General features: G+C 64.0%; 23 protein-coding genes and 6 tRNA genes. 9 read left to right on the top strand and 20 right to left on the bottom strand.

The window, feature by feature from the left end; all coding sequences use genetic code 11:
• Window positions 1-9: 9 nt before the first annotated feature.
• From N4T19_RS22335 to N4T19_RS22305, 7 genes are read left to right on the top strand one after another with little or no spacing between them, the layout of a single operon-like run.
• Window positions 10-1707: an AMP-binding protein gene (locus tag N4T19_RS22335; RefSeq protein ID WP_260719033.1), complete on the top strand. Its 1698-nt coding sequence runs from the start codon at window positions 10-12 to the stop codon at window positions 1705-1707.
• Complete coding sequence (locus N4T19_RS22330) at window positions 1704-2879, top strand: acyl-CoA dehydrogenase family protein (protein ID WP_260719032.1); 1176 nt, start codon at window positions 1704-1706, stop codon at window positions 2877-2879. The genes N4T19_RS22335 and N4T19_RS22330 overlap by 4 nt, the downstream gene beginning before the upstream one ends.
• The gene (locus N4T19_RS22325) at window positions 2876-3613 is read left to right on the top strand and encodes an SDR family oxidoreductase (RefSeq protein WP_182345182.1); all 738 of its coding nucleotides are present in this window, start codon (window positions 2876-2878) and stop codon (window positions 3611-3613) included. Before N4T19_RS22330 ends, N4T19_RS22325 begins: the two co-directional genes overlap by 4 nt.
• 60 nt (window positions 3614-3673) lie before the next feature.
• Entirely contained in the window at window positions 3674-4699 is a 1026-nt protein-coding gene (locus N4T19_RS22320) for a Bug family tripartite tricarboxylate transporter substrate binding protein (protein WP_182345181.1), read from the top strand.
• A gap of 15 nt (window positions 4700-4714) precedes the next feature.
• Complete coding sequence (locus N4T19_RS22315) at window positions 4715-5950, top strand: ABC transporter substrate-binding protein (RefSeq protein ID WP_409935137.1); 1236 nt, start codon at window positions 4715-4717, stop codon at window positions 5948-5950.
• Between the two features lie 11 nt (window positions 5951-5961).
• Window positions 5962-7125 carry an NADH:flavin oxidoreductase/NADH oxidase gene (locus N4T19_RS22310; RefSeq protein WP_260719031.1) on the top strand — a complete coding sequence of 388 codons (1164 nt, stop codon included), beginning with the start codon at window positions 5962-5964 and terminating at the stop codon, window positions 7123-7125.
• 42 nt (window positions 7126-7167) lie between these two features.
• The gene (locus N4T19_RS22305; protein WP_260719030.1) at window positions 7168-7605 is read left to right on the top strand and encodes a hypothetical protein; all 438 of its coding nucleotides are present in this window, start codon (window positions 7168-7170) and stop codon (window positions 7603-7605) included.
• 5 nt (window positions 7606-7610) lie between these two features.
• Here N4T19_RS22305 and N4T19_RS22300 read toward each other — a convergent pair whose 3' ends face one another.
• The 13 genes from N4T19_RS22300 to N4T19_RS22240 form a co-directional block, all read right to left on the bottom strand.
• Window positions 7611-8081 carry a hypothetical protein gene (locus N4T19_RS22300; protein WP_260719029.1) on the bottom strand — a complete coding sequence of 157 codons (471 nt, stop codon included), beginning with the start codon at window positions 8079-8081 and terminating at the stop codon, window positions 7611-7613.
• Window positions 8050-9219 (bottom strand): TadE/TadG family type IV pilus assembly protein, encoded by a 1170-nt coding sequence (locus N4T19_RS22295; RefSeq protein ID WP_182345177.1) that lies wholly within the window; start codon window positions 9217-9219, stop codon window positions 8050-8052. Before N4T19_RS22295 ends, N4T19_RS22300 begins: the two co-directional genes overlap by 32 nt.
• A 12-nt stretch (window positions 9220-9231) precedes the next feature.
• Window positions 9232-9540, bottom strand: coding sequence for a DUF192 domain-containing protein (locus N4T19_RS22290; RefSeq protein WP_232539557.1), 309 nt, complete (start codon window positions 9538-9540; stop codon window positions 9232-9234).
• An 11-nt stretch (window positions 9541-9551) separates the two neighbouring features.
• Complete coding sequence (locus N4T19_RS22285; protein ID WP_116924833.1) at window positions 9552-10439, bottom strand: type II secretion system F family protein; 888 nt, start codon at window positions 10437-10439, stop codon at window positions 9552-9554.
• A 3-nt stretch (window positions 10440-10442) separates the two neighbouring features.
• Window positions 10443-11300: a type II secretion system F family protein gene (locus tag N4T19_RS22280; RefSeq protein ID WP_116924832.1), complete on the bottom strand. Its 858-nt coding sequence runs from the start codon at window positions 11298-11300 to the stop codon at window positions 10443-10445.
• Complete coding sequence (locus tag N4T19_RS22275) at window positions 11297-12964, bottom strand: ATPase, T2SS/T4P/T4SS family (protein WP_116924831.1); 1668 nt, start codon at window positions 12962-12964, stop codon at window positions 11297-11299. Before N4T19_RS22275 ends, N4T19_RS22280 begins: the two co-directional genes overlap by 4 nt.
• 30 nt (window positions 12965-12994) lie before the next feature.
• The gene (locus tag N4T19_RS22270) at window positions 12995-14659 is read right to left on the bottom strand and encodes a type II and III secretion system protein family protein (RefSeq protein ID WP_260719028.1); all 1665 of its coding nucleotides are present in this window, start codon (window positions 14657-14659) and stop codon (window positions 12995-12997) included.
• An 87-nt stretch (window positions 14660-14746) separates the two neighbouring features.
• Complete coding sequence (cpaB, locus tag N4T19_RS22265) at window positions 14747-15763, bottom strand: Flp pilus assembly protein CpaB (RefSeq protein WP_182345174.1); 1017 nt, start codon at window positions 15761-15763, stop codon at window positions 14747-14749.
• On the bottom strand, window positions 15757-15906 hold the full coding sequence (locus tag N4T19_RS22260; RefSeq protein ID WP_232539555.1) for a hypothetical protein: 150 nt from the start codon (window positions 15904-15906) through the stop codon (window positions 15757-15759). The genes cpaB and N4T19_RS22260 overlap by 7 nt, the downstream gene beginning before the upstream one ends.
• A 72-nt stretch (window positions 15907-15978) precedes the next feature.
• A complete protein-coding gene (locus tag N4T19_RS22255) occupies window positions 15979-16755 on the bottom strand; it encodes a hypothetical protein (RefSeq protein ID WP_260719027.1) in 777 nt (258 codons plus the stop codon).
• 2 nt (window positions 16756-16757) lie between these two features.
• A complete protein-coding gene (locus N4T19_RS22250; protein WP_133248072.1) occupies window positions 16758-17831 on the bottom strand; it encodes a hypothetical protein in 1074 nt (357 codons plus the stop codon).
• Window positions 17831-19630, bottom strand: a complete 1800-nt coding sequence (locus tag N4T19_RS22245; RefSeq protein ID WP_116924826.1) for a hypothetical protein — start codon at window positions 19628-19630, stop codon at window positions 17831-17833. Before N4T19_RS22245 ends, N4T19_RS22250 begins: the two co-directional genes overlap by 1 nt.
• 333 nt (window positions 19631-19963) lie before the next feature.
• Complete coding sequence (locus tag N4T19_RS22240; protein WP_409935136.1) at window positions 19964-20299, bottom strand: pilus assembly protein; 336 nt, start codon at window positions 20297-20299, stop codon at window positions 19964-19966.
• Between the two features lie 465 nt (window positions 20300-20764).
• Here N4T19_RS22240 and N4T19_RS22235 point away from each other — a divergent pair, with 465 nt between their 5' ends.
• Together N4T19_RS22235 and N4T19_RS22230 are read left to right on the top strand one after the other, a co-directional pair.
• Window positions 20765-21865: a helix-turn-helix domain-containing protein gene (locus tag N4T19_RS22235; protein WP_260719026.1), complete on the top strand. Its 1101-nt coding sequence runs from the start codon at window positions 20765-20767 to the stop codon at window positions 21863-21865.
• Window positions 21866-22003: 138 nt separating this feature from the next.
• Window positions 22004-22450, top strand: coding sequence for a hypothetical protein (locus N4T19_RS22230; protein WP_260719025.1), 447 nt, complete (start codon window positions 22004-22006; stop codon window positions 22448-22450).
• Window positions 22451-22575: 125 nt separating this feature from the next.
• Here the strand turns inward: N4T19_RS22230 and N4T19_RS22225 are convergent.
• The 7 genes from N4T19_RS22225 to lon all read right to left on the bottom strand — a co-directional run bounded on the left by N4T19_RS22225 (window position 22576) and on the right by lon (window position 26113).
• Window positions 22576-22664, bottom strand: a tRNA-Leu gene (locus N4T19_RS22225).
• A gap of 304 nt (window positions 22665-22968) precedes the next feature.
• Window positions 22969-23044: transfer RNA gene (locus N4T19_RS22220), tRNA-Gly, on the bottom strand.
• A gap of 39 nt (window positions 23045-23083) precedes the next feature.
• Window positions 23084-23159: transfer RNA gene (locus tag N4T19_RS22215), tRNA-Gly, on the bottom strand.
• Between the two features lie 39 nt (window positions 23160-23198).
• Window positions 23199-23274: transfer RNA gene (locus tag N4T19_RS22210), tRNA-Gly, on the bottom strand.
• Between the two features lie 50 nt (window positions 23275-23324).
• Window positions 23325-23398: transfer RNA gene (locus tag N4T19_RS22205), tRNA-Cys, on the bottom strand.
• A 40-nt stretch (window positions 23399-23438) separates the two neighbouring features.
• Window positions 23439-23514, bottom strand: a tRNA-Gly gene (locus N4T19_RS22200).
• Window positions 23515-23653: 139 nt separating this feature from the next.
• On the bottom strand, window positions 23654-26113 hold the full coding sequence (gene lon, locus N4T19_RS22195) for an endopeptidase La (RefSeq protein ID WP_182345170.1): 2460 nt from the start codon (window positions 26111-26113) through the stop codon (window positions 23654-23656).
• Window positions 26114-26303: the final 190 nt, after the last annotated feature.

Raw genomic sequence — 26303 nt, 5'->3', positions numbered from 1 at the left:
GGCCGACCTATGACCTCCCAAACTATGGCCAGCGCGCCCCCCAGCGCGCGGGCCAACGATGTGCGCAGCCTGCTGGCGCTGGGCGCGGACGATGCGCCCGCGCTGCAGTTTGGCGCCAGCACCCACAGCTATGCCCAGCTGCGCAGCCAGGTGCAGCAATGCGCCCACGGCCTGCGCCAGCAAGGCCTGGTGGCCGGCGATGTGCTGGGCCTGTGGCTGCCCAACACGCCCCACTGGCTGCTGCTGCACCTGGCCTGCGCCCAGTTGGGCATCACCAGCTTGAGCCTCAACCTCAAGCTGGGCGTCAAGGAGATCAGCCGCTTTATCGACCGCTCCGGCTGCAAGGCGCTGGCCTTTGACCGAGCCACCGCCAATGCGCTGGCCGTGATGAATGGCGCAGCCGCGAGTGCTGCCAGCCTGCTGCCCGGCAATAGCCTGGAGCAAATTCTGGCGCAGCAAGGCGGCAGCCTGCAGTGCCTGATCGATGCCAGCCTGAGCCCGGCTACCGCTGCCTCTGCCCCGCTGCAGGCCGGTGGCGGCGTGCTGCAGATCCAGCCCTGGCAGGCGCTGATGGCCGCAGCCGCAACAACGCCGCACAGCAGCAACTGCCAGGGCGCGCAGACCTGCATCATCCTGTCGTCCTCGGGCACCACCAGCCAGCCCAAGCTCATCGTGCACCGCCAGGCCAGCGTGGCCCAGCATGCACAGGATGTGGCACCCGGCTTTGGCATCGACAGCGGCTGCCGCAGCCTGCTGGCGCTGCCGCTGTGCGGGGCCTTTGGCTACACGGCGGCGATGGCCACCTTGGCAGCTGGCGCGTGCCTGGTGCTGCACGAGGTATTCGATACCGCACGTGCAGCGGCCTGCCTGCAGCGCGAGCCCATCACCCATATGTTTGGCACCAACGACATGGTCGACAAACTCATCGCCGAGCTGCCCTCGGGCTGGCAGCCGCAGGCGCTGCGCTTTTTTGGCCATGCCAATTTTGTGCCCGGGCTCGATGCGCTGCCCGCCCGTGCCTTGCAGTACGGCATACCGATGGTCGGCTGCTTTGGCATGAGCGAGACCTTTGCGCTGTTTGCCCACCAGGACCCGGCGGCGCCTCTGCCCCGGCGCGCCCAGTCCGGCGGTTTTCCGGTCTGCCCGCAGGCACGGGTGCGCGTGCGCAATCTGGAGACCGGCGCCATCGCCGAGGCGCAAGAGCCCGGTGAGCTGGAGTTCTACAGCCCCACCTTGATGCAGCAGTACCTGCACGACGCGCAGGCGACGCAGCAGGCCTTTACCGATGACGGCTTCCTGCGCTCGGGTGATCTGGGCTACCTCAATGGCGATGGCGGCTTCACGCATATCTCGCGCCTGGGCGATGTGCTGCGCATCGGCGGCTTTTTGGTCAACCCGGCCGAGATTGAGGAGTCGGTGATGGCGCTTTGCGGCGCCAGCGCATGCCAGGTGGTCGCGGTCAATGCCTCGGGCAGCTCGCGCCCGGTGGCCTTTGTGCTGGATCCCCGGGACAACGCCGACCAACGCTGGGACGAGGAGGCGATCAAGGCCCAGCTGCAGCAGCAGATTGCGCGCTACAAGGTGCCCATCCGTATCTTCCGGGTCGAGACCTTTCCCTACACCATGGGGCCCAATGGCAAGAAGGTCAAACGCAACGAGCTGCGCGACCTGGCCCACAGCCTGCTCGCCCAGGAGGCCAGCGCATGAAACACAGCTGGACCCTGGCCGAGACGCCATTTTTTGACGAGCGGCATGCCGAGGTCATCGCCCGGCTCAACGACTGGATCAGCCACAACCGTGCGCGCCTGGCCGATGAAACCCCGCACGACCTGCAGGCCGAATGCGCCCACTGGCTGCACAGCCTCGCCCAGCATGGCCTGCTGGAATATGCGGCGCCGGCAATGGCCGATGGTCTGCCGCCTGCGGTGGACCTGCGCGCCATCTGCCTGGTGCGCGAATGCCTGGGCTACTACGCGCCGCTGGCCGATTTTGTCTTCAGCATGCAGGGCATCGGCAGTGCTGCGCTATGGCAAAAGGGTGATGCGCAGCTGGTGGCGCCCTATGTGCAGGCCTGCAGCCAGGGCCGCAAGGTGGCAGCGTTTGCGCTGACCGAGCCCGATGGCGGCTCGGACGTGGCCGCTACCAAGACACGGGCGGTGCTGCAGGGCGACCACTACCTGCTCGATGGCGCCAAGTCCTATATCTCCAACGGCGGCATCGCCGACTTCTATGTGGTCATCGCCCGCACCGAAGAGGCCAGGGGTGCAAGCGGCCTGTCGGCCTTGCTGGTCGATGCCGACACCCCGGGCCTCCACATCCACCGCGCCATCGACATCATCGCGCCCCACCCGCTCGCCGAGATCCATTTTGACGCGTGCAAAGTGCCTGCGGGCCGCCTGCTGGGCCAGCCGGGCGAAGGCTTCAAGGTGGCGATGGGCGTGCTCGATATCTTCCGCAGCTCGGTGGGGGCCGCCGCGCTGGGCATGGGCCAGCGCGCGCTCGATGAGACCCTGGCGCGGGTCAGCCAGCGCCAGCTCTATGGCCAGGCGATGGCCGAGATGCAGACAGTGCAGCACAAGCTGGCCGATATGGCGACGCAGCTGGAAGCCGCACGCCTGCTGGTGCACAAGGCCGCCTGGCTGCGCGATGTGCGTCAGCGCCGCATCAGCACCGAGGCGGCGATGGCCAAGATGCAGGGCACCGAGGCCGCCTTCCAGGTGGTCGATGCCGCCGTGCAGCTTTGGGGCGGCATGGGCATCACCTGCGGCAGCGTGGTCGAGCGCCTCTACCGCGAAGTGCGCCCTATGCGCATCTACGAAGGCGCGACCGAAGTGCAAAAGACCATCATCGGTCGACAACTATTGAAAGGCCAGGCATGACAGACAGCTCCCGCCAACCCCGGGTATTGGTGACCGGCGCCAGCCGGGGCATTGGCCGCGCCACGATGCGCTACCTCGCCGACAAGGGCTACCAGACGATTGGCCTGGCCCGCAGCATCCCCGCCGACGCGCGGCCCGATGAGCAGTTCATCGCCTGTGACCTGATGGACCTGGAAGGCACGCGGGCGCTGGTCAGCGACCTGGCCGCGCAGGCGCCCTTCTATGGCCTGGTCAACAACGCGGCGCTCGCCCACACCACCGACCTGGCCCACACCAGCGTAGCCGACATGAACGAGGCCATGGCGCTGAACGTGAACGCCTGCCTGGTCTGCATGCAGGCGCTGCTGCCGGGCATGCGCCAGGCGCGCGCGGGCCGGGTCGTCAATATCTCCTCGCGCGCAGCGCTGGGCAAGCCCAACCGCACCGCCTACAGCGCCACCAAGGCCGCCGTCATCGGCATGAGCCGCACCTGGGCGCTGGAGCTGGCCCCGGACCAGATAACGGTCAATGTGATTGCCCCCGGGCCCGTCGCCACCGAGCTGTTCAAGACCGCCAGTCCGCCCGGCGCGCCGCAGACCGAGGCGTTGCTCGCCGCCGTGCCGCTACAGCGGGTGTCCGAGCCGGTGGAGATCGCCCATGCCATCGACTTCTTGCTGCACCCGCTGGCCGGCTACATCACCGGCCAGACCTTACACATCGACGGAGGGCTCACGATCAGCGCAACCCGGCTATAGCTTTCTCAAAAGGGGCCTCTGGGCACGGCAACACCACAAAAAGGACACGGAGACAATGCCATGAACGACCAACTTTCCCCAACCCAAACACCCGCCAACCGGGACCGGCGACGCTGGCTGCTGCGCAATGCAGCCTGGGGCGCAGCCAGCCTGCTGGCCGGCCAGCACGCCTGGGCGCAGAGCCCCTACCCGTCGCGCCCGGTGCGGTTGGTCGTGCCCTTTGCCGCCGGCGGCGCCACCGATGTGCTCGGCCGCCTGCTGGCCAAGGCGCTGGAGCCGGGCCTGGGCCAGCCGGTGGTGGTCGACAACAAGGTGGGCGCAGCCGGCGCCATCGGCGCGACCCAGGTGGCCCATGCCGAACCCGATGGCTACAACGTGCTGATGGGCGGCGTGGGCACCAATATCGTGCTCGAGCACACGATGCCCGACCTGGGCTACCGGCCGCAGCGCGACTTTGCGGCGGTGGCCTCGATCTGCAATGTGGACTATGTGCTCGTGGTGGCGCAAGACAGCCCCTACCAGACCCTGGGCGAGCTGCTGGCCGATGCGAAGAAGACACCGGGCAAGCTGCGCTATATGTCCACCGGGCCGCTGGGCCCGCTGCATGTGGCGATGGAGTACCTGGGCAAGCTCAGTGGCGCGCAAATGATCCATGCGCCCTACAAGGGCGAGGCCCCGGCCCTGCCGGACCTGCTGCAGCAGCGCGTGGACATGGGCATGATGACGGCGCTCTTTACCCGCCCCCAGGTGCAGTCGGGCAAGCTGCGCGTGCTGGCCACCTTGAGCGCGCAGCGCATGGCTTCCTGGCCCGAGATCCCCACCGTCGCCGAGCTGGGCTACCCCGGCTATGCCGCGCCGATCTGGAACGGCTTTTTTGTGCCGCGCAAGACCAGTGCCCAGGTTGTAGAGCGCCTGGGCCGCACCACCGTGGCCCAGCTGCAGGCGCCTGAGCTCAAGAACCTGCTGGAAAAGCAAGGCGTCTCGGTCACCGCCCAGGGCCCTGAGGCCTATGAAAAATTCTTGCAGGCCGAGCGCCTGCGCTGGCAGCACATGATCCGCGAATCCCAGGTACTGACAACAAGCTGAACAGGAGACACCACCATGATGCGTATTTCTCACCTCCCCGCGCTGCGCGCACCCGTCAAACCGCTGGGCCTGGCCGCAGCGCTGCTGTGCCTATCATTGAGCGCCATCGCGCAATCGGGCCCGCCGGTGCGCATCGGCCTGATCGTTGACCAGTCGGGCGTCTACTCGGCCATCACCGGCAAGGGCAGCATCACCGCTGCCCAGATGGCGCTCGATGAGGCCGGCGGCCAGGTGCTGGGCCGCAAGGTCGAGCTGCTGACCTTTGACCACCAGAGCAAGGCCGACTCGGCAGCGGCCAAGGCGCGCGAATGGTATGACAACGGCGTCGACGCGATCCAGGACGTGGGCGGCTCCGCGGCCGCGCTCGCGGTGCTCAACATCGCCAAGGAAAAAGGCAAGGTGCTGGTGATGAGCGGCCCGGCCAGCGACCGCATCACCGGTGACATGTGTGGCCCCACCGTCGCGCACTGGGCCTACAACTCGTACGCGCTGGCCAATACCGTGGGCAAGGCGGCGGCCGAGAAGATCGGCAAGCAGTGGTACTTTCTGACAGCCGACTACTCGGGCGGCTATGACATCGTCAAGGCCACCACCCAGGCCATTGCCACCGTGGGCGGCAAGGTGATCGGCGAGACCCGGCACCCGCTCAATGGCTCGGACTTTTCATCGGCCGTGGTGCAGGCCCAGGCCAGCAAGGCCGATGTGATCGGCCTGGCCAACTTCGGCAATGACCTGGTCAACTCGATCAAGGCTGCGCGCGAATTCGGCATCACCCCCGAGAGCAAGCAAAAGCTCGCCTCGCTGCTGATGTACATCAACGATGTGCATTCGGTGGGCCTGCGCACTGCGCAGGGCATGCTGCTGTCCGAGGCCTTCTACTGGGACATGAATGACGAGACGCGCGCGTTCTCGAAGAAGTACTTCGCCAAGGTCAACGCCATGCCCAATATGAGCCAGATGGGCGCCTACTCTTCGGTCAAGCACTACCTGAAGGCCGTCGAGGCGGCCGGCAGCACGGACGCCAAGGCGGTGATGGCCAAGATGCGCGAGATGCCCATCAACGATGTCTTCACCAAGAACGGCCGTCTGCGCGAGGACGGCATGATGGTGCACGACATGTACTTGTTCCAGGTCAAGTCGCCGCAGGAGTCCAAGGCACCTTGGGACTACTACAAGGTCATCAGCACGGTGCCGGCCGACAAGGCCTTCCTGCCGCTGTCCGAATCGGCCTGCCCGCTGGTCAAGAAGTAGGCGGCAGCATCATGGCCCACAGCGAAACCCAGAACCAGCTTTTCAGCCCACTGCAGCTGCGCGATGTGGTGATCAAGAACCGCATCGTGGCCGCCCCCATGTGGCAGTACCAGGGCCGCCACGGGCAGGTGCAGGACTGGCATCTGATGCACCTGGGGCGCCTGGCCGCCGGCGGCAGCGGCCTGGTGTTCCAGGAAGGCACCGGTGTGGAGCGGCGCGGCTGCGGCACCTTGGGCGATATAGGGCTGTGGCAGGACGACATGGTCGCGCCCTTGCAGCGCATCGTGCAGCTGATGCGCGACTGCGGCACCACGCCGGGCATCCAGCTGATGCATGCCGGCCGAAAGGCCCGGCAGCTGACACCCGCGCAGGGCCGGGGGCCCCTGCCCTACCAGCCGGACATCGCCGACTGGGATGCCTGGATGCCGATGGGCCCAAGCGCCATCCCCGCAGGCAAGGGCCTCGAAACGCCGCTGCCCATGTCGCTGCAGCAGATCCAGCAGGTGGTGGAGGCCTTTGCCGCTGCGGCCCGCCGCGCCGCGCAGGCGGGCTACCAGGTGCTGGAGCTGCATGCCGGCCATGGCTACCTGCTGCACAGCTTTTTGTCACCACTGGCCAACCAGCGCGGCGATGCCTGGGGCGGCAGCCTGGACAACCGCTGCCGGCTGCTGCTGACCGTCGTCGATGCGGTGCGCGCCGTGTGGCCAGCAGCCCTGCCCCTCTTTGTGCGCCTGTCCTGCACCGACGGCGCGCCCGGGGGCTGGACGCTGGAGGACAGCATCGCGCTGGTCAAACGCCTGCTGCCGTTGGGTGTCGATGTGATCGACTGCTCCTCGGGCGGCATTGCCGGCTCGCCGCTGCGCAGCGGCCAATCTGCCAGCTATGGTTACCAGGTCGAACTGGCCTCAGCCATCCAGGCTGCCACCGGCGCGCGCACGATGGCCGTGGGCCTGATCGTGCATGCGCAGCAGGCCGAGGCCATTTTGCGCAACGGCGACGCGGACCTGGTGGCGCTGGCACGTGAGCTGATTTACAACCCGAACTGGCCGATGGATGCGGCGCAAAAGCTGCAGGATGCGCAGGACTTCCAGATGCTGACAAAGAACGAGGCATTCTGGCTGGAGCGGCGCAAGGCGACCACACCAGATCTGCAGCCCTCCACCTTTGTGCGCTGAGGGCGTTGGCGGCGCCGGCTTGCGCAATGCCACAATGCGGCGATGCGCCTGTCCTCCACCGCCCTCTCCTTGGCATTGCTTGCGCTACTGGCCAGCGCCGGTTGCAAGCAAATCCCCTATGCGCCGCTGCCCGCCCCGCCGACCGGCATCCGCTATGAGCCCGGTGCCAACAGCGCCGGCATTGCCCGCATGTCGGAATCTGAGCTGCTGCGCCAAAAGCGCCTGGCGCAGGCGGGCGACAAACGCGCCGCCCTCAATGTCTACCAGCACCTGCGTTCCGTAGACAACGATGACGCCCAGGCGCGGGACTGGCTGGTTCTGGCTGCGGACCTGGGCGATGGCGCCGCCGCCTACAACCTGGCGCAAATCGCCATCTACACCCATGACGCGGCCGGCGCACGGTTCTGGGCCCAACGGTCCAAGGCCGCGGGCTATGCGAACGCGGACGCGCTGCTGCAATCGCTGGAGGAGCAAGACTAATGCGCTCAGCGGCTTGCCACCGGCGGCAGCCGGGCCAGCTCGGCCGTGAGGGCCCGCACATCGGCCAGCGCACGGCTCTTGTCTGCCGGTGCCGCACTGCCGGCTGAACCGCCCAGCGCCTGCGAGAAGCCCTGCAGCACCTGCTGGGCCTTTTTCAGCTCGGTCTCCAGGATCAGGCGGCGCTCGTCCTGGCCAAAATCTGCGCCTTCACGCGGGCGCGGGCCTTGCGACGGGGTGAGCGCTGGGGCGGGTGCGGATGCGGCCGTGCGCAAGGTGCGGCGTGCTGGCGGTGCAGCGGCGGCTGCGGCCTTGCAGCCGGGTCCGGCGGCAGCGGCACCGCCCAGAATGTATTCAACGCCCTTGCTCTTGCACACCGTCTGCGCCCAGGCCGGGGCGCCGCCCAGTGCTACCAGCAGCAGCGCGGCCGCAGCAGCCAGTGACCTATCAAGGCGCCGCATCGAATGGATTGGGAACATTCTCCACCCCCATCGGATTGGCCCAGATCGCGGGGCAGAAAGCATTGCGCAGGCCCACCACATCCTTGAGGCCATCCATGGCTGCATTGCCCACATGGGCGGTCACCCACTGCGCTCCGTTGCGGATATTACCGACCAGATCCGGCACCAGGGTGGCGTAGTCGCCCAGCCCACTGTTGCCGTCGGCCACGTCCCATTTGAAGCTGGCATTGAGGTCCGAGGTATCGCGCGCCGGCCCAAAGGCATAGAACGGATGCCAGTACAGCGAGGACTGCATGCCCACCGAGGCTTCCTGCGTGAGCGGAAAGCGGTCGCTCGCCAGAAAGAAGGCATCGATGGCCGAGAGGTCAGTGGCTTCGGCACCGAGCACATCGTCGCCGGTGGTCAGCACCGAGCCGATGTGCTTGGAGACATAGCGGTAGCCCTGCATGGCCTTGATGATGATGGGCCCGGCAATCGGCACGCTGAGCTTGTAGCCATAGTGCACGCGCAGGTGCAGGATATTGGTCTCGCCCAAGGTCTTGTTGGAGACCGCGCCGCGCAGCCGCGTGTCTTCCAGGTTCGGGGTGTCGCCGTTGTAGGTGTCGGTGGCACCCGTGCGGGCATCGCGCTCATAAGGCAGCGGCTTGCGGTAGCGCAGGCTGTCGTTGGGGATGCGCACGATGCCGCGCGACTCGCCATAGTTCTCCACCATGGCCCAATCCAAAAAGGTGTTCTGCGTGGGGTTGACGTACTCGATACAGCTGCCCTGGATCAGGTCGGTGTTGGTATTGACCCAGCCCTTGAGCAGGCCAGAGACGCTGGACTCTGCCACATAGAGCGGCATCATGCCACGCACAAAGCCCTGCCAGACGCTGCCCTTGGTGAGCGCCGATTTGACATTGCCCAGGCTCACATCGGCCAGCATGCCCTTCTTGGCCAGCGGAATGCGCAGGTCATAGGGCAGCGGCAGCGCATTGTTGAGCGAGCCCACGCGCGCGGCCTCGTTGGCGGCGTACTGTAAGGTGAGCCTGGCGCGGTAGATCAGCGCAAACTGGATCAGCGACAGCGTGAACACCAGTACCACCGGCAGCGCGATCAAGGTCTCGGTCATCGACACCCCGCGTTGCCGCGCTGGCTTGGCTTTCTTCAAGAACATGGCAAAGCTCCTTCAACACAGTTGCAGCCGCTGGCCCGGCGCCAGGCCCAGGCGCGCGGCCTCGCCGCTGCGCAGCTCCAGCACGCGCTTGGCACCCCGGCACCAGGCCATGCGCCAAGGCGCCAGGCCCGCGCTGATGCGCAGCACCTGCTGCTGCGCATCGACAAACACCACATCGATCGCATAGCGCATGAAGCAGGTGTGCACGGCCGCGCAGCGATCAAACGCCAGCGCCTCGCCGCTGGCCGGCGGCGGGCGAAAAATCAGGCCAAAGGCGCGCTCGGAAAAGCGCCGGGCCAGCTGTACTTTGACTGCGGGCATGCCCGGCCCTTTCATTTCAAGGTCTGGTACATCTGCACCGCGAGTGGAAAAAAGATCACCATGAAGGTGACCGGAAAGATAAAGATCACCAGCGGGCCGAGCATCTTTACGGGCGCTTCCATCGCCAGCTTCTCGGCGTGCTGAAAGCGCTCGGTACGGCGCTGCTCGGAGATGGCGACCAGGGTATCGGTGACGCTGGCACCCAGCGATTCGGCCTGCGTCAGGTTGGAGACCAGGCCGCGCACATGCTTGTTGTCCATGCGCTCGGCCATGGCGTTGAACGCATCCATCCGGCTCATGCCGGTGCGCATCTCGCGCAGCAGGCGCTCAAGCTCCTCATGCATCGCACCGCTGGGGCCTTTTTGCACCGCCTGCGAGATCGCGGCCGTCAAACCCAGCCCCGCCTGGCAGCACAGGGTGATCAGGTCGAGGTAGCCGGGCAAGGTGCGCAGCACTTCCTTGTCGCGGCGCTTCTTGCGGTCATTGACCCAGATCGCCGGCAGCATCCAGCCCAGCAGCAGGCCTGCCAGGCAGGCCAGGCGCACCCACTGGCCATCGATCTTCAGCGCCATCGCAGCGCCGGTGAAGGCCAGCCCCACCAATGCCATCGAGATCACACGCACGGCGATGATCTCCTCGGCCTTGAGTACATACTCCAGGCCAGCCAGCTGCAGCTTGCGCTTCCAGCGCAGCAGGCTGGAGGTGGGCGCAATCTCCGAGACATGGAACTGCAGCACGTTGACCGCTGGCCAGATGAGGCGAATGCCCCAGGGCAGCGGGTCCATGTGCTCGCGCACCGATGGCCGGGCCTTGCGCACGATGGCGACGAAGTACAGCAAGATGATGCCGGCCATCACAGCGGATAGAAAAATGGCGGCAAGCAGAATGGCGTTTTTCATGGCTCAGATGTCGATGGCGACAATTTTCTTGATGGACATATAGCCCAAGGTGAGCATCACGACCATCACGGCCAGCACCCCCCAGCCGATGGGCGTGACAAACAGCAGGTGCATGGTCGGCTGCATCAGGTACAGAATGCCGCCCAGCACCACCGGGAACATGGTCATCACCAGGCCCTGGATGCGGCCCTGGGCCGTGAGCGCCTTGATGCGTCCCTCCAGCATCGCTTTCTTGCGCAGGGTCTCGGCCAGCAGCTGCAGGGGCTCCGACAGGTTGCCGCCCACTTCCTTGGCCACGCGCAAGGCCACCACCACCAGCAGAAAATCCGGAATCTGGATGCGCCGCGACATGTTCTGCACCGCGTCGTCAAACGACAGGCCAATGCGCTGCTCCTTGAGCACGATCGCGAACTCATCGCCCAGCGGGCCTTTTTGGTCACGCACCAGAATCTGCAGCGCCACCGACAGCGCACTGCCCGCGCGCAATGCGCTGGCAATGAAGAGCAAGGCGTCGGGCAGCTCGGCCTCGATGCGCTCGCGCCGCTTCTTGCGCTGCCAGGCAAACCAGCGCGCTGGCAGAAAGTACACGGCGCCGCAGACCACCACCACCAGCAACCAGTTGCGCGCAATCAGGTAGGTGATGATGCCGGCCACGACCACCATGGCCACATGGCCGGTCGCCAGGGTCAGCGCCTTTTGCGCATGGAACTCCGAGATGCCCAGAATCCGGAGGCCACGGCCGCGCAGGTAGACATTGGACTTGTCGCGCCACTCCCCCATGCGGCTGTAGACCAGCCAGCCCGAGAGCACCACAAAGCCGGCGGCGGCCAGCAAAAAGCCGAGGAACTGCCAGTTCTTCATGCCGGCTCTCCCTGGAAGAACAATTCCTCCATGTTCACCGGCACGCCGTGCTCAACCAGCTTGGCAACAAAGTCCGGGATCACCCCGGTCGCCTCAAAGCGGCCCTGGGTGCGGAACTCGGCATCCAGCCCGGTCTTGCGGAAGACAAAAATATCCTGCATCTGGATCACGCCATCGGTGCAGTTGAGCACCTCGGTGATCTGGGTGATCTTGCGGCTGCCGCAGGGAAAGCGGGTGAGCTGCACCATCAGGTGGATGGCCGAGGCGATCTGCTCGCGGATCGCGGTAACAGGGATGTTCATGCCCGCCATGGTCACCAGCACCTCCATACGGGCTGCCGCATCGCGCGGCGAGTTCGCGTGCAAGGTGGTGAGCGAGCCATCGTGGCCGGTGTTCATCGCCTGCAGCATGTCCAGCGCCTCGCCGCTTCGGCACTCACCGACGACGATGCGGTCCGGGCGCATCCGCAGCGAGTTCTTGACCAGGTCGCGGATCGACACCGCGCCCTTGCCTTCGACGTTGGCCGGGCGTGCTTCGAGCGATACCAGGTTGGGCTGGTTCAGCGAGAGTTCGGCGGCATCCTCCACCGTCAGGATGCGCTCGTCGTTGGGGATGAAGTTGGACATCATGTTCAGCAAGGTGGTCTTGCCGGTGCCGGTACCGCCCGAGACCACGATGTTGAGCTTGTTCTCGACCGCCAGCTGCAGGAAATCGACCATGGCCTGCGAGATCGACTGGTACTGCACCATGCCCTCGGCGCCCATGCGCTTCTTCGGAAACTTACGGATGGTGATGCTGGGGCCGCGAATCGCCAGCGGCGGGATGATGGCGTTCACCCGCGAGCCGTCTTTGAGGCGTGCATCGACCATTGGCGAGCTCTCGTCAATACGCCGGCCCAGCGGCGTCACGATGCGCTCGATGGCGCCATTGACCGCCAGATCGCTGGTGAAGGACACATCGGTGCGCTCCAGCCGGCCGCGCCGCTCGATCCAGATCTCGTCAAAACGGTTGACCATCACTTCGGTCACCGAATCGTCCTGCAGCAGCACTTCCAGTGGGCCCAGGCCAATGGCTTCGTCGAGCAGCTGCTGGCTCAGCTCGGCGCGGTCAATGGTCTCGGGCAGGTTGGGCGTGTCGCGGATGATCTCGGCAATCAGCGCGCGCACGTTGGAGCGCAGCTCATCGTCCTTCATCTTGATGGTGTCGATGCGGCGCGCTTCCAATTGCTCGAGCAACTGGCGGTGCAGCAGGCGGCGCCACTGCAGCATCGGGTCCTCGGGGCGCGGCTCGTTGCGCGTGGGGCGTTGGTGCTCCAGCGCGGGCTGCGCTGTCTGGCCCGGGCTGTGCGCTTCTTCGCGCTGCCCGCCCAGTTTGTCATCGAGCACAACGATGATCGAATGCCCGCCGACCACCACTTCCTCGCCCCCTCGGCAGGGGCCATAGCGGGTCACGCGCTCGTTGTTGACCCAGGTGCCAAACAGGCTCCCCCGGTCTTCGATGAAGACGTCGCCGTCATGCAGCATCACCACCGCATGGTCGCGCGCCACGTTCCAGCCGGTCAGGTGCAAGGAGCGGTCGCTGGATTTGCCGATGGTGAAGGTCTCGGCGCCGAGCTCGAACTCCTGCGCCTTCTGCCGGGGCGAATTGACTAGTAACTTATGCACGGTCTTCTCCGGGATCAGCGGCCGCAGCCATCAGTTGTGCGAATAGCTCTCGGGGTCCAGACCCCGCTCGGGCAGGGGCGGCTCGGCCTTTTTGGAGTTGCGGTAGAGGTCTTCGGTCAGGTCGGTAAAGCCGTTGGAGATCTGCTCTTCCATCTGCTGCGTGCGCTCCAGGCGGGGGCGCGAATCGCGCGCGGTCACCACACGCGGGGTGATGAACACCACGGTCTCGATCTGGGTGTCGCTGTCGTTGTTGTTCTTGAAGGCCCAGCCCAGTACCGGCACATTGCGCAGGCCCGGCAGGCCATCAGTGGCGCGCGAGGACTGGCGGCTGAGCAGGCCCGAGAGGATGATGGTGTCGCCGTCATCGACATTGAACTCGCTCTCGGTGCGGCGCGTCAGCAGCCCCGGGATGCCATCGACCGAGACCGACTGGTCGATGTTGCTGACCTCGGCCAGGATCGAGCCGGAGATATTGCCCGCGCCATCGGCCATCGGCTTGACATGCAGGCGCAGGCCATAGGGCTTGTAGTTGACCGATCCGGTGCCCAGCGCGCTCATCGCGGGCAAGGGGATTTCACCGCCCGAGAGGAAGCGCGCTTCGCCCCCGCTGCGGGTGGTGAGCTTGGGCGATGCCAACAGCATCGCATTGCCGCGCTGCACCTGCAAGTTGATGGCCGAGGTCAGCGCCGTGCTCAGGCCAAAGTAGTAGCGCGCCTTGCGCCGGCGCTGGTCCAAAAAGCCCTGGCCGTAGCCGCTGTCCATGTTCAGAAAGGGCGAGTTCTCCGGCAGGATGCGGTAGCCGCCGTTGGAGGCGATATCGGAGAACAGGCCAAAGTTGAAGCCACCACCCGTGGTGTCCCACTTCATGCCCAGGTCGTCCAGCGCCGAGCGCGAGAACTCGACAATGCGCACATCCATCTCGATCATGCGGTCCACACGCAGGCGCTCGGAGGTGGCGAAGGACACCACGGCCGGGCCGTACATGCGCGCAATCTCCCGCAGCCGCGAGACCGCCGCCGGGTCAAGGTTGGCGCCATCAAGGATGATCTTCTCGCCCACGCGGGAGACGCTCACACCGGTGATACCGGCGGTCAGCATCGATATCTCACTTTCGATGCGGTCCAGATCGACCACATTGACGCGCGCCTTGAGGCTGCTGACCTGGCCGTCCTTGCGCCAGATATGGACCGTGCTTTCGCCGGCGTCCAGCGCCGTCAGCAGCAGGCTCTTCTGGTCCACCACCCGCGCCTCCATCACCTTGCCGTTGCCGACGGCCACCCGCACGACGTCGCGCAGCTCGATCAAGGTCATCTGCCCCACATAGAGCGACAGCGACGTGGGCAGGTGCTTGATGACCAAGGGCTGCACACCGCCGATGCCCGATATATCGGAGGCGGGCTGGGTGTTGACGCTGACAGTGGGCAAGGTGCGAAAGCCCGGCGATGCGGAAGGCGCCGCGCCCCCCTCGGTATCGCGGGCGAAATCACTGCCATCGCCGTCACGCTGCTCGGCCTCGGCCTGCAGCGACGCGCGCTGCGCGGCGCGAAGCATATCGCCCAGTGCGCCGCCCGCAGTGGGCGAGCTGGTGCCCGTGGAGGCCTGCGCGGCCAGCAACGGGGCCATGGGCAAGGCCAGGGCGAGCGCAACGCAGGCCCTTGCCCCCAAGGTCGGGACGGCTGGGCGGGGACGAGGCATACAGATCATCGAGGAATTCATGGTCTACCAACTCTATGGAGCGAATGGCGCAGCGTGGCCGGGGAAGAATGCAGGACGGGGTGGGAATCAGTAGGAGCCGGTGACGGCAGGCGCCTGGGGCGCGGGCACCGTAGCGCCAGGCACGGCCGCGGCGCCCAGCAAGGCCGCCAGCGGGGTTTGCATCTGGGTCTTGACCCCGCCACCGCCCACGATGTACTCGACCATCGCCGGTGCGCGGGTGGGCGCTGCGCGCACGACGGGCTGCTGGGGACGGAAGCTGTCGATATAGCTGGCCAGCTGCTGGGCGTTGGTGCCGGTGTCGAGCTTCTGGCGGTCATCGGCATTGCGCAGGGCCGCAACGATCTTGCCGAGCTTTTGCGCCAGGATGAGGCGCTGGGCATCGACGGGCGGCAGCCCCACGGTCACCGTGGTGTAGCTGCGCTGTCGGTAGGGATCGACGGTGTTGGCAATGTCGGGGCGCTTGCGCAGCTCGGAGAACTGCTCGGAGGTGATCTGGCCGGTGGCACGCACGACCACGTCCTGCAACAGCGGCACGACGATGGCGTCTTCGGCCTGGGTGCCGCCATCCTTGTCGGCGATGAACAGAAAGTCGATATGGTCGCCCGCGCGCAGCATGCCCGAGATGGTGCTGACCTCATCGACCGGAATGGTCACGGCGCGCACGCCCGCTTCGAGCTCTTCGGAGAACAGCTTGCGTGGCGTGACAAAAAAGTTGGCCAGCAACGGCTTGCCGGCACTGATGTCCACCGACAGCTGGCGGCCCAGAAAGCCGTCGATCATGTCCGGCGTCAGCACATCGGCATGCACATAGGCCGAGGGCACGCTGCGCTTGGCCACCATCTCGGGCAAGAGCGCGGTGCCGGCGGGAATGTTCTGGATCGGCACCACCACATCGGTGCGCAGTCGCTCGGCTTCGGACTCCAGGTTGGCCTGAATCTCGGCCTCGGAGGTCTTAAGGTAGTACCAGCCCAGGCCCGCGGCCACCACACCCAGGGTGATGGCGGCGATCAGCGGGGCGGCACGGCGCGAGCCATTGGCCAGCCGTGAGAAACGATTCGGTTTGGGAGAGTTTGGGGTCACCATGGCAAAGAGATCGTGTAGGAATAGGAAGCCCAGGCTGCGCGAAAGGCATCAATCAGCAGCTGAAACAAAGACTTGTCGGCACCCGGCATCGGTGCAAAAAAAACGGCGGCCAGCACGCCGGCGACGATCACGTACTCGGTCATGAGCTGCCCGGATTGCCGGCTGGCGCGAGGAACAGGGGTGAGGTGCTTGGGTATCGGCATAGAGGGACGCGGCTAGGCCTGCGGCAAGGTGTTGCTGATGACGATGGAGCAACCCACGCCGTTGTGAGCGATGGCGATCACCGCCTCCTGCCCGCCACGCCGCAGCACCACCTGGGCGCGCGTACCGCCCTTGATGGTCTTGCGGCTCAGCACCGTCCAGCCCGCCACCAGCGCCTGCTCGCGGATGTAGAGCTCATTGGCCTCGACGCTCAAGGTATTGCCCCAGACACTGGTGCGGTTGACCCGGTCTGCATCGAACGAAAAGGTGTCGGAGAACTCATCGCTGCCGATCGGCACGGCCAGGTGGCTGCGGCGCTGCAGCTGGTCGCTGACCAGTTGCGGCACCGCGCCGTGCAGCCAGGCCGAGGAGATGCGCACCTGCTGCTTGCCGCTGGGCAGGGGCCGGAACTCCACCGTGATGCGGAAATTACCGTCACGCGCGCCGAGGATCGGAATGCCGTCGAGCGTGGTCTCTGAAAAATCGGCCTTGCCGCCCAGCCATTCCTCGTAGAAGCGCTGGGCCTTACGGGTGTCGCCATCGACATCGAAGGCCTGGATCTGCATCGGAATCTTGTTCTGCACGATCAGCTCGGCCACCCAGTAGGGCGACAGGTTCTTCTCGGGAAACAGGATGGCCGGCCAGGCAATGGCGCTGGCGGGTGCAGCGCGCGCTGCCAGCGGCATCGCGGCAGCCAGCGCGGTCAACAGCAACCAGGCCAATGGGCCCCACAGCCCTGCTGGCCGGCGGGCTGCCAGCGCTCCCCGTGTGCGCCGGTGCAACAGCATCATCGTCATGGCAAGGTGTTGACGACCGGCGGCGGCGGGAACGCGCGGTAGAAGCGGAAGCAGTCCTTGCCGTCGGGCTTCTCCAACGGCCCGCACTCATGCGCGCCCGGGTTGTCGTTGTAGGTGTCGTCGGCCGGCACCTTCTGCAGCCACTCGTAGCGATCCAGCGGTACCGACTTCTCCTGCGCATCGCCTGGCGCCAGGCCCATGGTGAGCAGGTTGTGGTCGAAGGTGGGCCAGAGCCACTTGAGCGTGCTGCCCAGCTGCCCCAGTGGCGCGCGGAAATCCTGGTACTCGGGCCGGTCCAGCAGCTTCATCGGCACCAGGCCCTGGATCTTGGATTCCTCGCGGTTGGTGCCGCCGGCGCTCCAGGGCTCGGACAGCATGGTCACATGGTCCTTGATCTGCAGCTTGAGCGGCAGCGGCGTGTCGTTCTTGTGCAAGGCCGACTCCACCTTGCCAAATTCGGTTGGGAAGCGCTCGGCAGAAAAACCGGCACCTCGCTCCAGCGCCACCTCGGTGCGCATATAGCCTTGGGTGACAAAGCGGAACTTGGCGATCGACTCGCCCTTGGCCAGGTTCTGCACCTCTCCGACCTTGGAGAAGATGGTGTCCATGAAGGCGGCGACCGAAGGCAGCGGCGCGGCCGTGGTCTTGGCCGTGAGCGACTCGTTGAAGTCGGGCATACGCGCCTGGCCCGACGTGAACTCGGACACGGTCTCGCCATGCACGCCGGTGTCGGTGTCCTGCGCCGGATCACGGAACACATGGCGGCGCAAGTCATTGCTCAGCTCGGCATCGGACTTGCGGATGGACCCGCTCGCGCCCTTGTACTGGTCGGCCGACATGACCTCGGTCTCCGTCGCTGCAGGAAACCAGACCGAGCGCTGCCAGGCATTGAGCTTGGCCGCTGCGGTAACCTGCATGCGTGCCTGGCCGTAGTCGGCGATCAAGGGGATAGCCGCCATCAGCAATGCCGCAAAACCGCTGATCAAGGTCACCTCGACCAGCGCACTGCCCTGCTGCGCGCGGCGCCGGGCACGGCGGCGCAGGGTCTTCATCGGGGGAGTCTGGGACATCATTGCGCCGCATCCTGGTTGTCGGGCTCACCGCCCCCGAAAAGGCCGTCCGACCCGCCCAGGGCCGAGCCAGCCACGGCCACGCCACGCGCCCAGATGGAGGGCTCGACATGGTGGACCTGCCAGTAAGGGGAGAAAAGGTTCTTGTGCTCGATATAGCCGCCGGTAAAGCCGACCTTGATCGTGCGCCCGGCAATCTGCAGCGACTTGTACTGGTCCTTGGTCATGTCGCGGCGCTGCCAGCGGTCCTGTGGCCGCTTGAAATACAGCTGGGCCGACGACAGCGCACTCATGTCGCCACCAAACATGCGGTCGCGAAGACCGATGCTGTAGTCATCCTTGGCATAGCCAAAGCCCGCCTGCTCGCCGGTGCGCACATCACTGCCCCGGCGTGCCACCATCACCGAGATGGTGGGTCCCTTGTCGGTCAGGCTGCCCCACTTGCGTGGGTTGATGCTGGTCATCGACAGGTCGCCATACCACTTGTCCTGGTCCCGGCCCTTGAGCGTGCGCAGCTGGCGCACATCCCAGTAGCGGGGCAAGGAGAAATTCTTGGTGACCAGGCCAATGTCGGTGCGCGGCTTGTACTTGTAGGCCGAGTTGAACTGCAGCACGGCATAAGGCACCAGCAAATTGTTGCCATCGCGGTCACGGCCTGCGGCGTAGATGGCACTGTCGGACAGGCCGTCTGAGGTCAGCTTGCCGTAGTTGCGCTTTTCATCGCTTTGGTATTCGGGGTCGACATTGCGCGGCTTGAAGTTCTTGTCATAGGAGCGCAAGGCCAGGCGGTTGCCGGACCAGCCCTTGTCCGCATAGCCGGAGCCGCCCGTGGCAGCGGCCGCGCCCAGCCCGAAGTCGCCGACAAAGCGCTCGCCCAGCAGCACCCCGGCGCCGAAAATGTTTACCGAATCAGCAGATTGCCAGCGGATGCGGCCACGCTCAGCGGCCAGGTCCGAGCCCTGGGTGGCGACCAGCTCGGTGCCGCCCTTCCAGGACACCGTGCCCTTGAGCAGCTCCTGCATGGCGGTTGCAATCGGACCGCTGGAGAGGTCAAAGCTCGAGCCATCGTTCTGCATACCGCTGATGCCCTGACCGATCAGGCCCGGGAAAATGCGCCGGTCCTTGGTGAAATCATCGCGCGTCGCCTGGGCTGCATGGGCAAAGCGCATCGCATCAAAAAAATCGTCGTCGTCGTTGCGGCGGTCCGACGTGGTGCTGTAGAGCTTGATGAAGTTGAGAAACTCCAGCGACGAGCTGGCAATCAGCGGTGCATTGGCCGCCACCGGCAAATAGGCCTTGTCGTCGTTGTCGTTGAGCACATCCTTGGCGACAACGATGGCCTCGGGAATGCTGACGCCCGTGGTGGCCGCCTGGGCCAGCGAAATGGCGGTGTTGAGCACCCGCAGTGCATCGACCATGATCTGGAACGGCCGGGCCGAAGGCTCGATCGCCTTGGCGATGTTGTTGGCCTGGCGCTGGTACTTGGCCGCGGCCTGCACATTGCGGCCCCACTTGACCAGGTAATTGATGGCGCTGATGAAGTCATAACGCGCAGCCGCTGCCGATGCCTGGGCCAGGTTCCACACGCCCTTCTGGCCTTCGATCTCCACCCGCGCCACTTGTATATTGGCCGCCGTGCTGACCACCATGCCAATCGATGTCTGAAAGCTGGCCAGCATCGCCACGCCTGCTTCATTCGCGGCCATGGCCCGATTGGTATAGGCCAGAAAATTCAATTGCCGCGCAAATACCGTGGATGCGCTATAGGTCATCGCATCGGCATTGTTTTGCAGCTTCATTTTGTCTCGCGCAACAATGGCCGTGTTATAGACCAAGAATATGCTGAGACAAACCACCGGAATCATGGCCAACAAATAGACAATCACCTGCCCTTTTTGTACGCGATCTCCAGACCGATACGAAGATGGTTTATGCATGATGGCCACTGTTATGTAATTCGTTGAATTCCGGAGGCCCTCCCTCCCATGGATAAGCTCAAGCCATTATCTCAACCCCGCACACCCCAGGGTATGCACTGCATATGCGGCACACCGTCACAGACCCTGGCAGCGCAAGGAAATACCAGGTGCCTGCGACTTGGCAGCAAGGTTTCGGGGTTGCGATAGCGGCTCTTACTTGGCGCCGTCGTTACCGCCTTCGGTATAGGTCGACATATTCATATTCTTCTGGGCATTGGTCAGCGCCTTACCCGAAGCAGCCTGTGCAGCAGTAATACCTTCCTTGCCCGACTCACCGCCCACTTCCTTGGCCATACCTGCGACCTGGCTGCGAACGGTTTGGCCAAAAAAGCTGAAAGCGGCAATCGCGGCAATCGCAATCAGGCCCAAGATAATGATGTATTCCGTCATACCCTGGCCGCGCGATTTGCGCTGGGCGACAGGCTTGGCAATAGTTGCACTATGGGAATTGGTGTGATTTGTCATAGTCAAGGCTAGCTCCTCATTCATGGATCATTCAGATGAAAATTCAGTGATTTCAGAAACCATGCCATGCGACCGCGCAGCGCAATTACTGAACGGCGCAATGGTATCTATCTGTTTTGCCCATGTACATGCCATTTTCATTAAAATGTTAACAAAGTGTTTCTGATCCTAAATAGACTGAATAAGCTTATTTGTCAAAATTTATTTGTTGCTAGATGAAATTTTTCAACTGTCATATTGATGACATCCATGGGTTATTGAACAATCCTAGGCAGAGATGCACAGATTTCACAATAATTTCATATAAATCATGACCCAAAGCAGCCAACCCACCACCCGTCCCATAACTACACAACATAAATATGCAATCGATATTCGATACCGTCCCAGAATAACTTGCCATAAGTAGCGAGTAATCATTTCATCTGTCCAATAAATATGCAGCATTAATTGCTGCCCCAATACATAGCGGGCGACGGAGAAAACACAATGGAAAAAGGAAGACCGAAATCAGGGATTACGCTGAGTGCGCGGGAACGCGAGCAACTCGAAGACCTGGCCAGCAACCCCGACCAGCACGGCCACATCGCCACCCGCGCCAAAATCATCTTGCGCAGCGTGGAAGGCGACAGCAACGTCACCATCGCCAACAGCATGGCGCTGAGCCAGGCAACCGTCGGCAAGTGGCGCCGACGCTTTGCGAGCCACCGCGTGGTGGGCCTGTATGACAGCATGCGCCCGGGCAAACCCCGCACCATTGATGAGCGCCAGCTGCAAGCCATCGCCGCCAGCGCCAAAGCAGCGCTGGTGTCCGCAGACACGCCCCAGGGCAGCGTGCGCGCGCTGGCCGCACGCACGGGCATGTCCAAAAGCAGCGTGGCCCGCTATCTGCAGCTGCTGGGAAAAACCAAGTCCCGCCCCCACTTTGCGCTGTTCAGCGACCCGCTCCTCATGGAGCAGTTGCAGGCACCTGCAGCGCTCTACCTGAGCGGCAGCGACAAGGCCCTGGTCATTTGCCTGGACACCAAGAGCCCGCTGAGCCTGCCCGCTGCGCCCGCAGAAGCCAGCGAGCCCCAGCGCATCTCCGGCAACGAGGGCTGCCAGCACCCGCTATCGGCCGCACTCTGCCAGGCACTCAGCACCGCCTGCAAAAGCCCGGCCCTGCAGTGCAAGCCGCGCCTGCGGCACCAGGAGTTTCTGGTTTTTCTGCGCGAGGTCGACGCCATGCTGCCGCCCCATATGGATGTGCACTGCATCCTGGACACCAGCGCGCTGAGCCAGCACCCCAGCATCAAAGCCTGGCTGGGCATGCGCCCGCACTGGTGCACCCATGGCTGCGGTGACTATGCCGCCTGGCACCAGGAACTGGGCCGCTTTCTGCGCCGGCTGGGCGACCAGCGCAGCGCCACCATGCCCGCCCAGGAACTCGCCCAGTGGCTGCAATCGGTCGACGCGCTGGCCCGCCAGCAAAGCCCGCACCGCAGGCCCTTTCGGTGGATGGGGCCGCTGCATATGCTCGAAGGGACAGACTTGACAGAGCACCAGGAGAGACAGACTGGCGCAGTGAAACAAAGCCCGCAAGACCGCTGAACAACAAGCGCAGGCCAGGCCTCTACCTGTTGTGCAGCGGCGGCAGGGCACTGGCATCTGCTGTCTACCAACGCCTACAGAATCTGCCCTGGGTTGGCCGTCATGGCCCCGCGATACCAGCCACTACGATCTGGCCGGATGTCGAATGAATACAACAAATCTATCCCGTCTCACACGCCTCTGGACGGTCTGCTGTCCGAGCGCACCATCCGCATACTGGCCAAAAATGGCGTGGATTCGGTCGAAGCCGTCAGACAAGCCTATCCGCTGGGCTTGCTCAGAATGCATGGCATAGGCATGCTGCGGTTGCGCAGGATCGAGATGGCGCTCTTCCCCGGCCAGCGCTATGAGCCCGGTTTTGCCGCGCCGGCGATCCGGTATGCCTACGACTCATCATTGAATGGCAAGCTGCCGCTGGTAACGGTGCGCGCACTCGCCCGCGCAGGCATCAAGACGCCCGAGCAGCTGCGCGAGGCCTATCCCCGCCAATTGTTGAAGATTCGCACGATTGGCACTGGAACGCTGCGAGAGATTGAGCGGGTGTTCTTTCCAGAGCAGCGGTCCACGCCGAAGGAAGACCGTTAGCGCGTCGGTGAATGCAGACCATGGTCGGTCGGTTGAATTCATGGTGCTGCCATGTCAGCACTGCGCCAGGCTTGCAGAGGGTCTGTCCGCGCAGGGCGCCAACGACCAAGAAGCCATCAGAACGGTGGTGCCCCGAGCCGGGATCGAACCGGCACGCCACTTTCGCGGCACGGGATTTTAAGTCCCGGGTGTCTACCAATTTCACCATCGGGGCACGCAGCCTGCCATTCTAGCTGCTCCCGCTGCGCTGTTGGAGCAAGACAGGCATGGATCGTGGCTCTGGGCAACGCTGCAGTTCAATGAAGGCTATGGGGGGGTGGCGCTTTGCGACGCGCCAGGCAGATCCGCCCTACTCCCATGCGGACATGCGGGCACTACCGAGGGCGTAAAACGTGAAAGAGACGGGATGACGATGCAGAGGCTGCGCGACCCGTTGGCAGAGGCAGCAGCACGCCCCGCAACGCAAAAACCGGCGCCGAAAAAGCAAAAAGAGCCCTGAGGCTCTTTTCGCAATGTGTTGGAGCGGGAAAACGGGTTCGAACCGTCGACCTATACCTTGGCAAGGTATCGCTCTACCAACTGAGCTATTCCCGCAAAAACCAGCATGAACGGATCCACACCAGCTTTGAAAACTGGAGCGGGAAAACGGGTTCGAACCGTCGACCTATACCTTGGCAAGGTATCGCTCTACCAACTGAGCTATTCCCGCAAAAACTAGCATGAACGGATCCACACCAGCTTTGAAAACTGGAGCGGGAAAACGGGTTCGAACCGTCGACCTATACCTTGGCAAGGTATCGCTCTACCAACTGAGCTATTCCCGCATACATTGTTCGTTTCACCACGAACCCAAAACGTACTGACAAGCATGTCCTGGAGGCGCGAACCAGAGTCGAACTGGTCTAACCGGATTTGCAATCCGGGGCATAACCGCTTTGCTATCGCGCCATGGATTGTTGCCATGCTGAAACCATCAACACAGCCAATTTGGAGCGGGAAAACGGGTTCGAACCGTCGACCTATACCTTGGCAAGGTATCGCTCTACCAACTGAGCTATTCCCGCGTATCCGCTTTACCGGAAGTCCGCTATTATATACCGGGCTCCGCGATGGTATGCATTGTAACGCATATTTTTTGGTCTTTTTGGCAAACCGGCCCGTTTTTGATGACGGGCCGGTTTTCCGTGCAGACCAGTAGCCGATCTAGTGCTTGACGGCACGCGAGCGGCGCGCAGGTGCCGCCTTGGCGGCCGTTGCCGCAACGGCCACAGCAGGCACCACGGGCACCGGCTCGGCGGCAGGCACATCGCTGTCACTCAACGGTGTGGGAGTGACTTCCAGCGCCACTTCCAGCACCTTGTCGATCCAGCGCACCGGCACGATCTCCAGACCGCTCTTGACGTTGTCGGGGATCTCGGCCAAGTCCTTGACATTCTCTTCCGGGATCATCACGGTCTTGATACCGCCACGCAGCGCGGCCAGCAGCTTTTCCTTCAGGCCACCAATGGCGGTGACTTCACCGCGCAAGGTAATCTCGCCGGTCATCGCCACATCGGCACGCACGGGGATACCGGTCAGCACCGACACCAGCGCCGTCGTCATCGCCGCACCAGCGCTGGGGCCATCCTTGGGGGTGGCGCCATCGGGCACGTGGATGTGGATGTCGCGCTTTTCGAACACGTCATCGCGGATACCCAGCGAACGGGCCCGGCTGCGCACCACGGTGCGGGCCGCTTCGACCGATTCCTTCATCACATCGCCCAGCGAGCCTGTGCGGTTGATGACGCCCTTGCCGGGCATGGCAGCCGCTTCAATGGTCAGCAGATCGCCGCCCACCTCGGTCCATGCCAGGCCCACGACCTGACCGACCTGGTTCTTCTGCTCGGCATGGCCGTAGCTGAACTTGCGCACACCCAGGTAGTCGGGCAGGTTGTCGGCCGTCACCTGCACCGGTGCCTGCGCCTTGCCCAGCTGGATGTTCTTGACCACCTTGCGGCAGATCTTGGACAGCTCACGCTCGAGCGAACGCACACCGGCTTCGCGGGTGTAGTAGCGCACGATGTCGCGCACGGCGTCCTCGCGCAGCTCCAGTTCACCGGCCTTGACGCCGTTGTTCTCGATCTGCTTGGGCAGCAGGTAGCGCATCGCGATATTGGTCTTCTCGTCCTCGGTGTAACCGGCCAGGCGGATCACTTCCATCCGGTCCAGCAAGGCTGGCGGTATGTTCATCGAGTTCGAGGTAGCGACAAACATCACATCGCTGAGGTCGAAATCGACCTCTACATAGTGGTCGCCAAACTTGCTGTTCTGCTCGGGGTCGAGCACTTCCAGCAAGGCGCTCGAAGGATCGCCCCGGAAGTCCATGCCCAGCTTGTCGATTTCGTCGAGCAGGAACAGTGGATTGCGCGTGCCGACCTTGGACAGGTTCTGCAGCACCTTGCCGGGCATCGCGCCGATGTAGGTGCGGCGGTGACCGCGGATCTCGGCCTCGTCGCGCATGCCGCCCAGCGCCATGCGCACATACTTGCGCCCGGTCGCCTTGGCAATCGACTGGCCCAGCGAGGTCTTGCCCACGCCAGGCGGGCCGACCAGGCACAGAATCGGTGCCTTGACCTTGTCCACGCGCTGCTGCACCGCGAGGTACTCAAGAATGCGGTCCTTGACCTTGTCGAGGCCATAGTGGTCTTCGTTAAGCACATCCTCGGCGATGACCAGGTCCTTCTTGACCTTGGTCTTCTTGCCCCAGGGCAGATTCACCAGCGTCTCAATGTAGTTGCGCACCACCGAGGCCTCGGCCGACATCGGCGACATCAGCTTGAGCTTCTTGAGCTCGCCCTCGGCCTTCTTGCGCGCATCCTGCGTCATCTTGGCGAGCTTGATCTTCTTTTCCAGGTCTTCCAGGTCGGCGCCGTCTTCGCCCTCGCCCAGTTCCTTCTGGATCGCCTTGACCTGCTCGTTGAGGTAGAAGTCGCGCTGGCTCTTTTCCATCTGCTTTTTGACGCGGCCACGGATCTTCTTGTCGACATTGAGGATGTCGACCTCGCGCTCAAGCTGGTCGTACAGGTTTTCCAGGCGGTCCTGCACCTTTTGCAGCTCCAGCACGGCCTGCTTGTTCTCGAGCTTGAGCGGCAGGTGGGCGGCGATGGTGTCAGCCAGGCGGCCTGCGTCATCGATGCCGGAGATGGAGGTCAGGATCTCGGATGGGATCTTCTTGTTGAGCTTGACGTACTGGTCAAACTGCTGCATCACGGCGCGGCGCAAGGCCTCGATCTCGCTGGCCTTGTCGGCGCTGTCGCCGGGCTCCACGGGCTCGATCTGCGCGGTGAAGTAGTCCTCGCCTTCGGCGATTTCCTGCACCTGGGCACGCTGCACGCCTTCGACCAGCACCTTGACGGTGCCATCGGGCAGCTTGAGCATCTGCAAAATCGTCGAGACGCAGCCAACGCTGAACATGTCGTTGACGGTGGGATCGTCCTTGGCCGCCGTCTTCTGGGCCACCAGCATGATCTTGCGGTCGCCTTCCATCGCCGTCTCCAGCGCCTTGATGCTCTTGGGGCGGCCTACGAACAGCGGAATCACCATGTGCGGAAACACGACCACGTCCCGCAGCGGGAGCATGGGCAATTCCAGGGGGTGGGAGGATTGGGTTTGGTTGTCGGACATGAAAATCCTTTTGAAACTTCTACGAAGATGATCCGTAAAAGCGATATTTCAACCCTTGGCCATCAAAAACCAGGGGCCAGGGCGGGTGCAGGCCAGAAAGACACCCTCAAACCCTTTGGATACAGCCCGGCAGCGCCGGGCGATCCTGGTAAACACAGAGGGCAGAGTCCAAGCGGCCTCTGCCATCGGG

This window comes from Comamonas squillarum (assembly GCF_025309455.1).
GTDB classification, from domain to species: domain Bacteria; phylum Pseudomonadota; class Gammaproteobacteria; order Burkholderiales; family Burkholderiaceae_C; genus Comamonas; species Comamonas squillarum.
The sequence above is the reverse complement of the archived record's forward strand: the minus strand, read 5'-3'. Positions and strand labels throughout refer to the sequence as shown.

Bases quoted from the DNA above. Each gene is read 5' to 3' on its own strand.
- N4T19_RS22335 (WP_260719033.1), top strand. From the start codon at position 10: ATGACCTCCCAAACTATGGCCAGCGCGCCCCCCAGCGCGCGGGCCAAC.
- N4T19_RS22330 (WP_260719032.1), top strand. From the start codon at position 1,704: ATGAAACACAGCTGGACCCTGGCCGAGACGCCATTTTTTGACGAGCGG.
- N4T19_RS22325 (WP_182345182.1), top strand. From the start codon at position 2,876: ATGACAGACAGCTCCCGCCAACCCCGGGTATTGGTGACCGGCGCCAGC.
- N4T19_RS22320 (WP_182345181.1), top strand. From the start codon at position 3,674: ATGAACGACCAACTTTCCCCAACCCAAACACCCGCCAACCGGGACCGG.
- N4T19_RS22315 (WP_409935137.1), top strand. From the start codon at position 4,715: ATGATGCGTATTTCTCACCTCCCCGCGCTGCGCGCACCCGTCAAACCG.
- N4T19_RS22310 (WP_260719031.1), top strand. From the start codon at position 5,962: ATGGCCCACAGCGAAACCCAGAACCAGCTTTTCAGCCCACTGCAGCTG.
- N4T19_RS22305 (WP_260719030.1), top strand. From the start codon at position 7,168: ATGCGCCTGTCCTCCACCGCCCTCTCCTTGGCATTGCTTGCGCTACTG.
- N4T19_RS22300 (WP_260719029.1), bottom strand. From the start codon at position 8,081: ATGTTCCCAATCCATTCGATGCGGCGCCTTGATAGGTCACTGGCTGCT.
- N4T19_RS22295 (WP_182345177.1), bottom strand. From the start codon at position 9,219: ATGTTCTTGAAGAAAGCCAAGCCAGCGCGGCAACGCGGGGTGTCGATG.
- N4T19_RS22290 (WP_232539557.1), bottom strand. From the start codon at position 9,540: ATGCCCGCAGTCAAAGTACAGCTGGCCCGGCGCTTTTCCGAGCGCGCC.
- N4T19_RS22285 (WP_116924833.1), bottom strand. From the start codon at position 10,439: ATGAAAAACGCCATTCTGCTTGCCGCCATTTTTCTATCCGCTGTGATG.
- N4T19_RS22280 (WP_116924832.1), bottom strand. From the start codon at position 11,300: ATGAAGAACTGGCAGTTCCTCGGCTTTTTGCTGGCCGCCGCCGGCTTT.
- N4T19_RS22270 (WP_260719028.1), bottom strand. From the start codon at position 14,659: ATGCCTCGTCCCCGCCCAGCCGTCCCGACCTTGGGGGCAAGGGCCTGC.
- cpaB (WP_182345174.1), bottom strand. From the start codon at position 15,763: ATGGTGACCCCAAACTCTCCCAAACCGAATCGTTTCTCACGGCTGGCC.
- N4T19_RS22260 (WP_232539555.1), bottom strand. From the start codon at position 15,906: ATGACCGAGTACGTGATCGTCGCCGGCGTGCTGGCCGCCGTTTTTTTT.
- N4T19_RS22255 (WP_260719027.1), bottom strand. From the start codon at position 16,755: ATGATGCTGTTGCACCGGCGCACACGGGGAGCGCTGGCAGCCCGCCGG.
- N4T19_RS22250 (WP_133248072.1), bottom strand. From the start codon at position 17,831: ATGTCCCAGACTCCCCCGATGAAGACCCTGCGCCGCCGTGCCCGGCGC.
- N4T19_RS22245 (WP_116924826.1), bottom strand. From the start codon at position 19,630: ATGAAGCTGCAAAACAATGCCGATGCGATGACCTATAGCGCATCCACG.
- N4T19_RS22240 (WP_409935136.1), bottom strand. From the start codon at position 20,299: ATGAATGAGGAGCTAGCCTTGACTATGACAAATCACACCAATTCCCAT.
- N4T19_RS22235 (WP_260719026.1), top strand. From the start codon at position 20,765: ATGGAAAAAGGAAGACCGAAATCAGGGATTACGCTGAGTGCGCGGGAA.
- N4T19_RS22230 (WP_260719025.1), top strand. From the start codon at position 22,004: ATGTCGAATGAATACAACAAATCTATCCCGTCTCACACGCCTCTGGAC.
- lon (WP_182345170.1), bottom strand. From the start codon at position 26,113: ATGTCCGACAACCAAACCCAATCCTCCCACCCCCTGGAATTGCCCATG.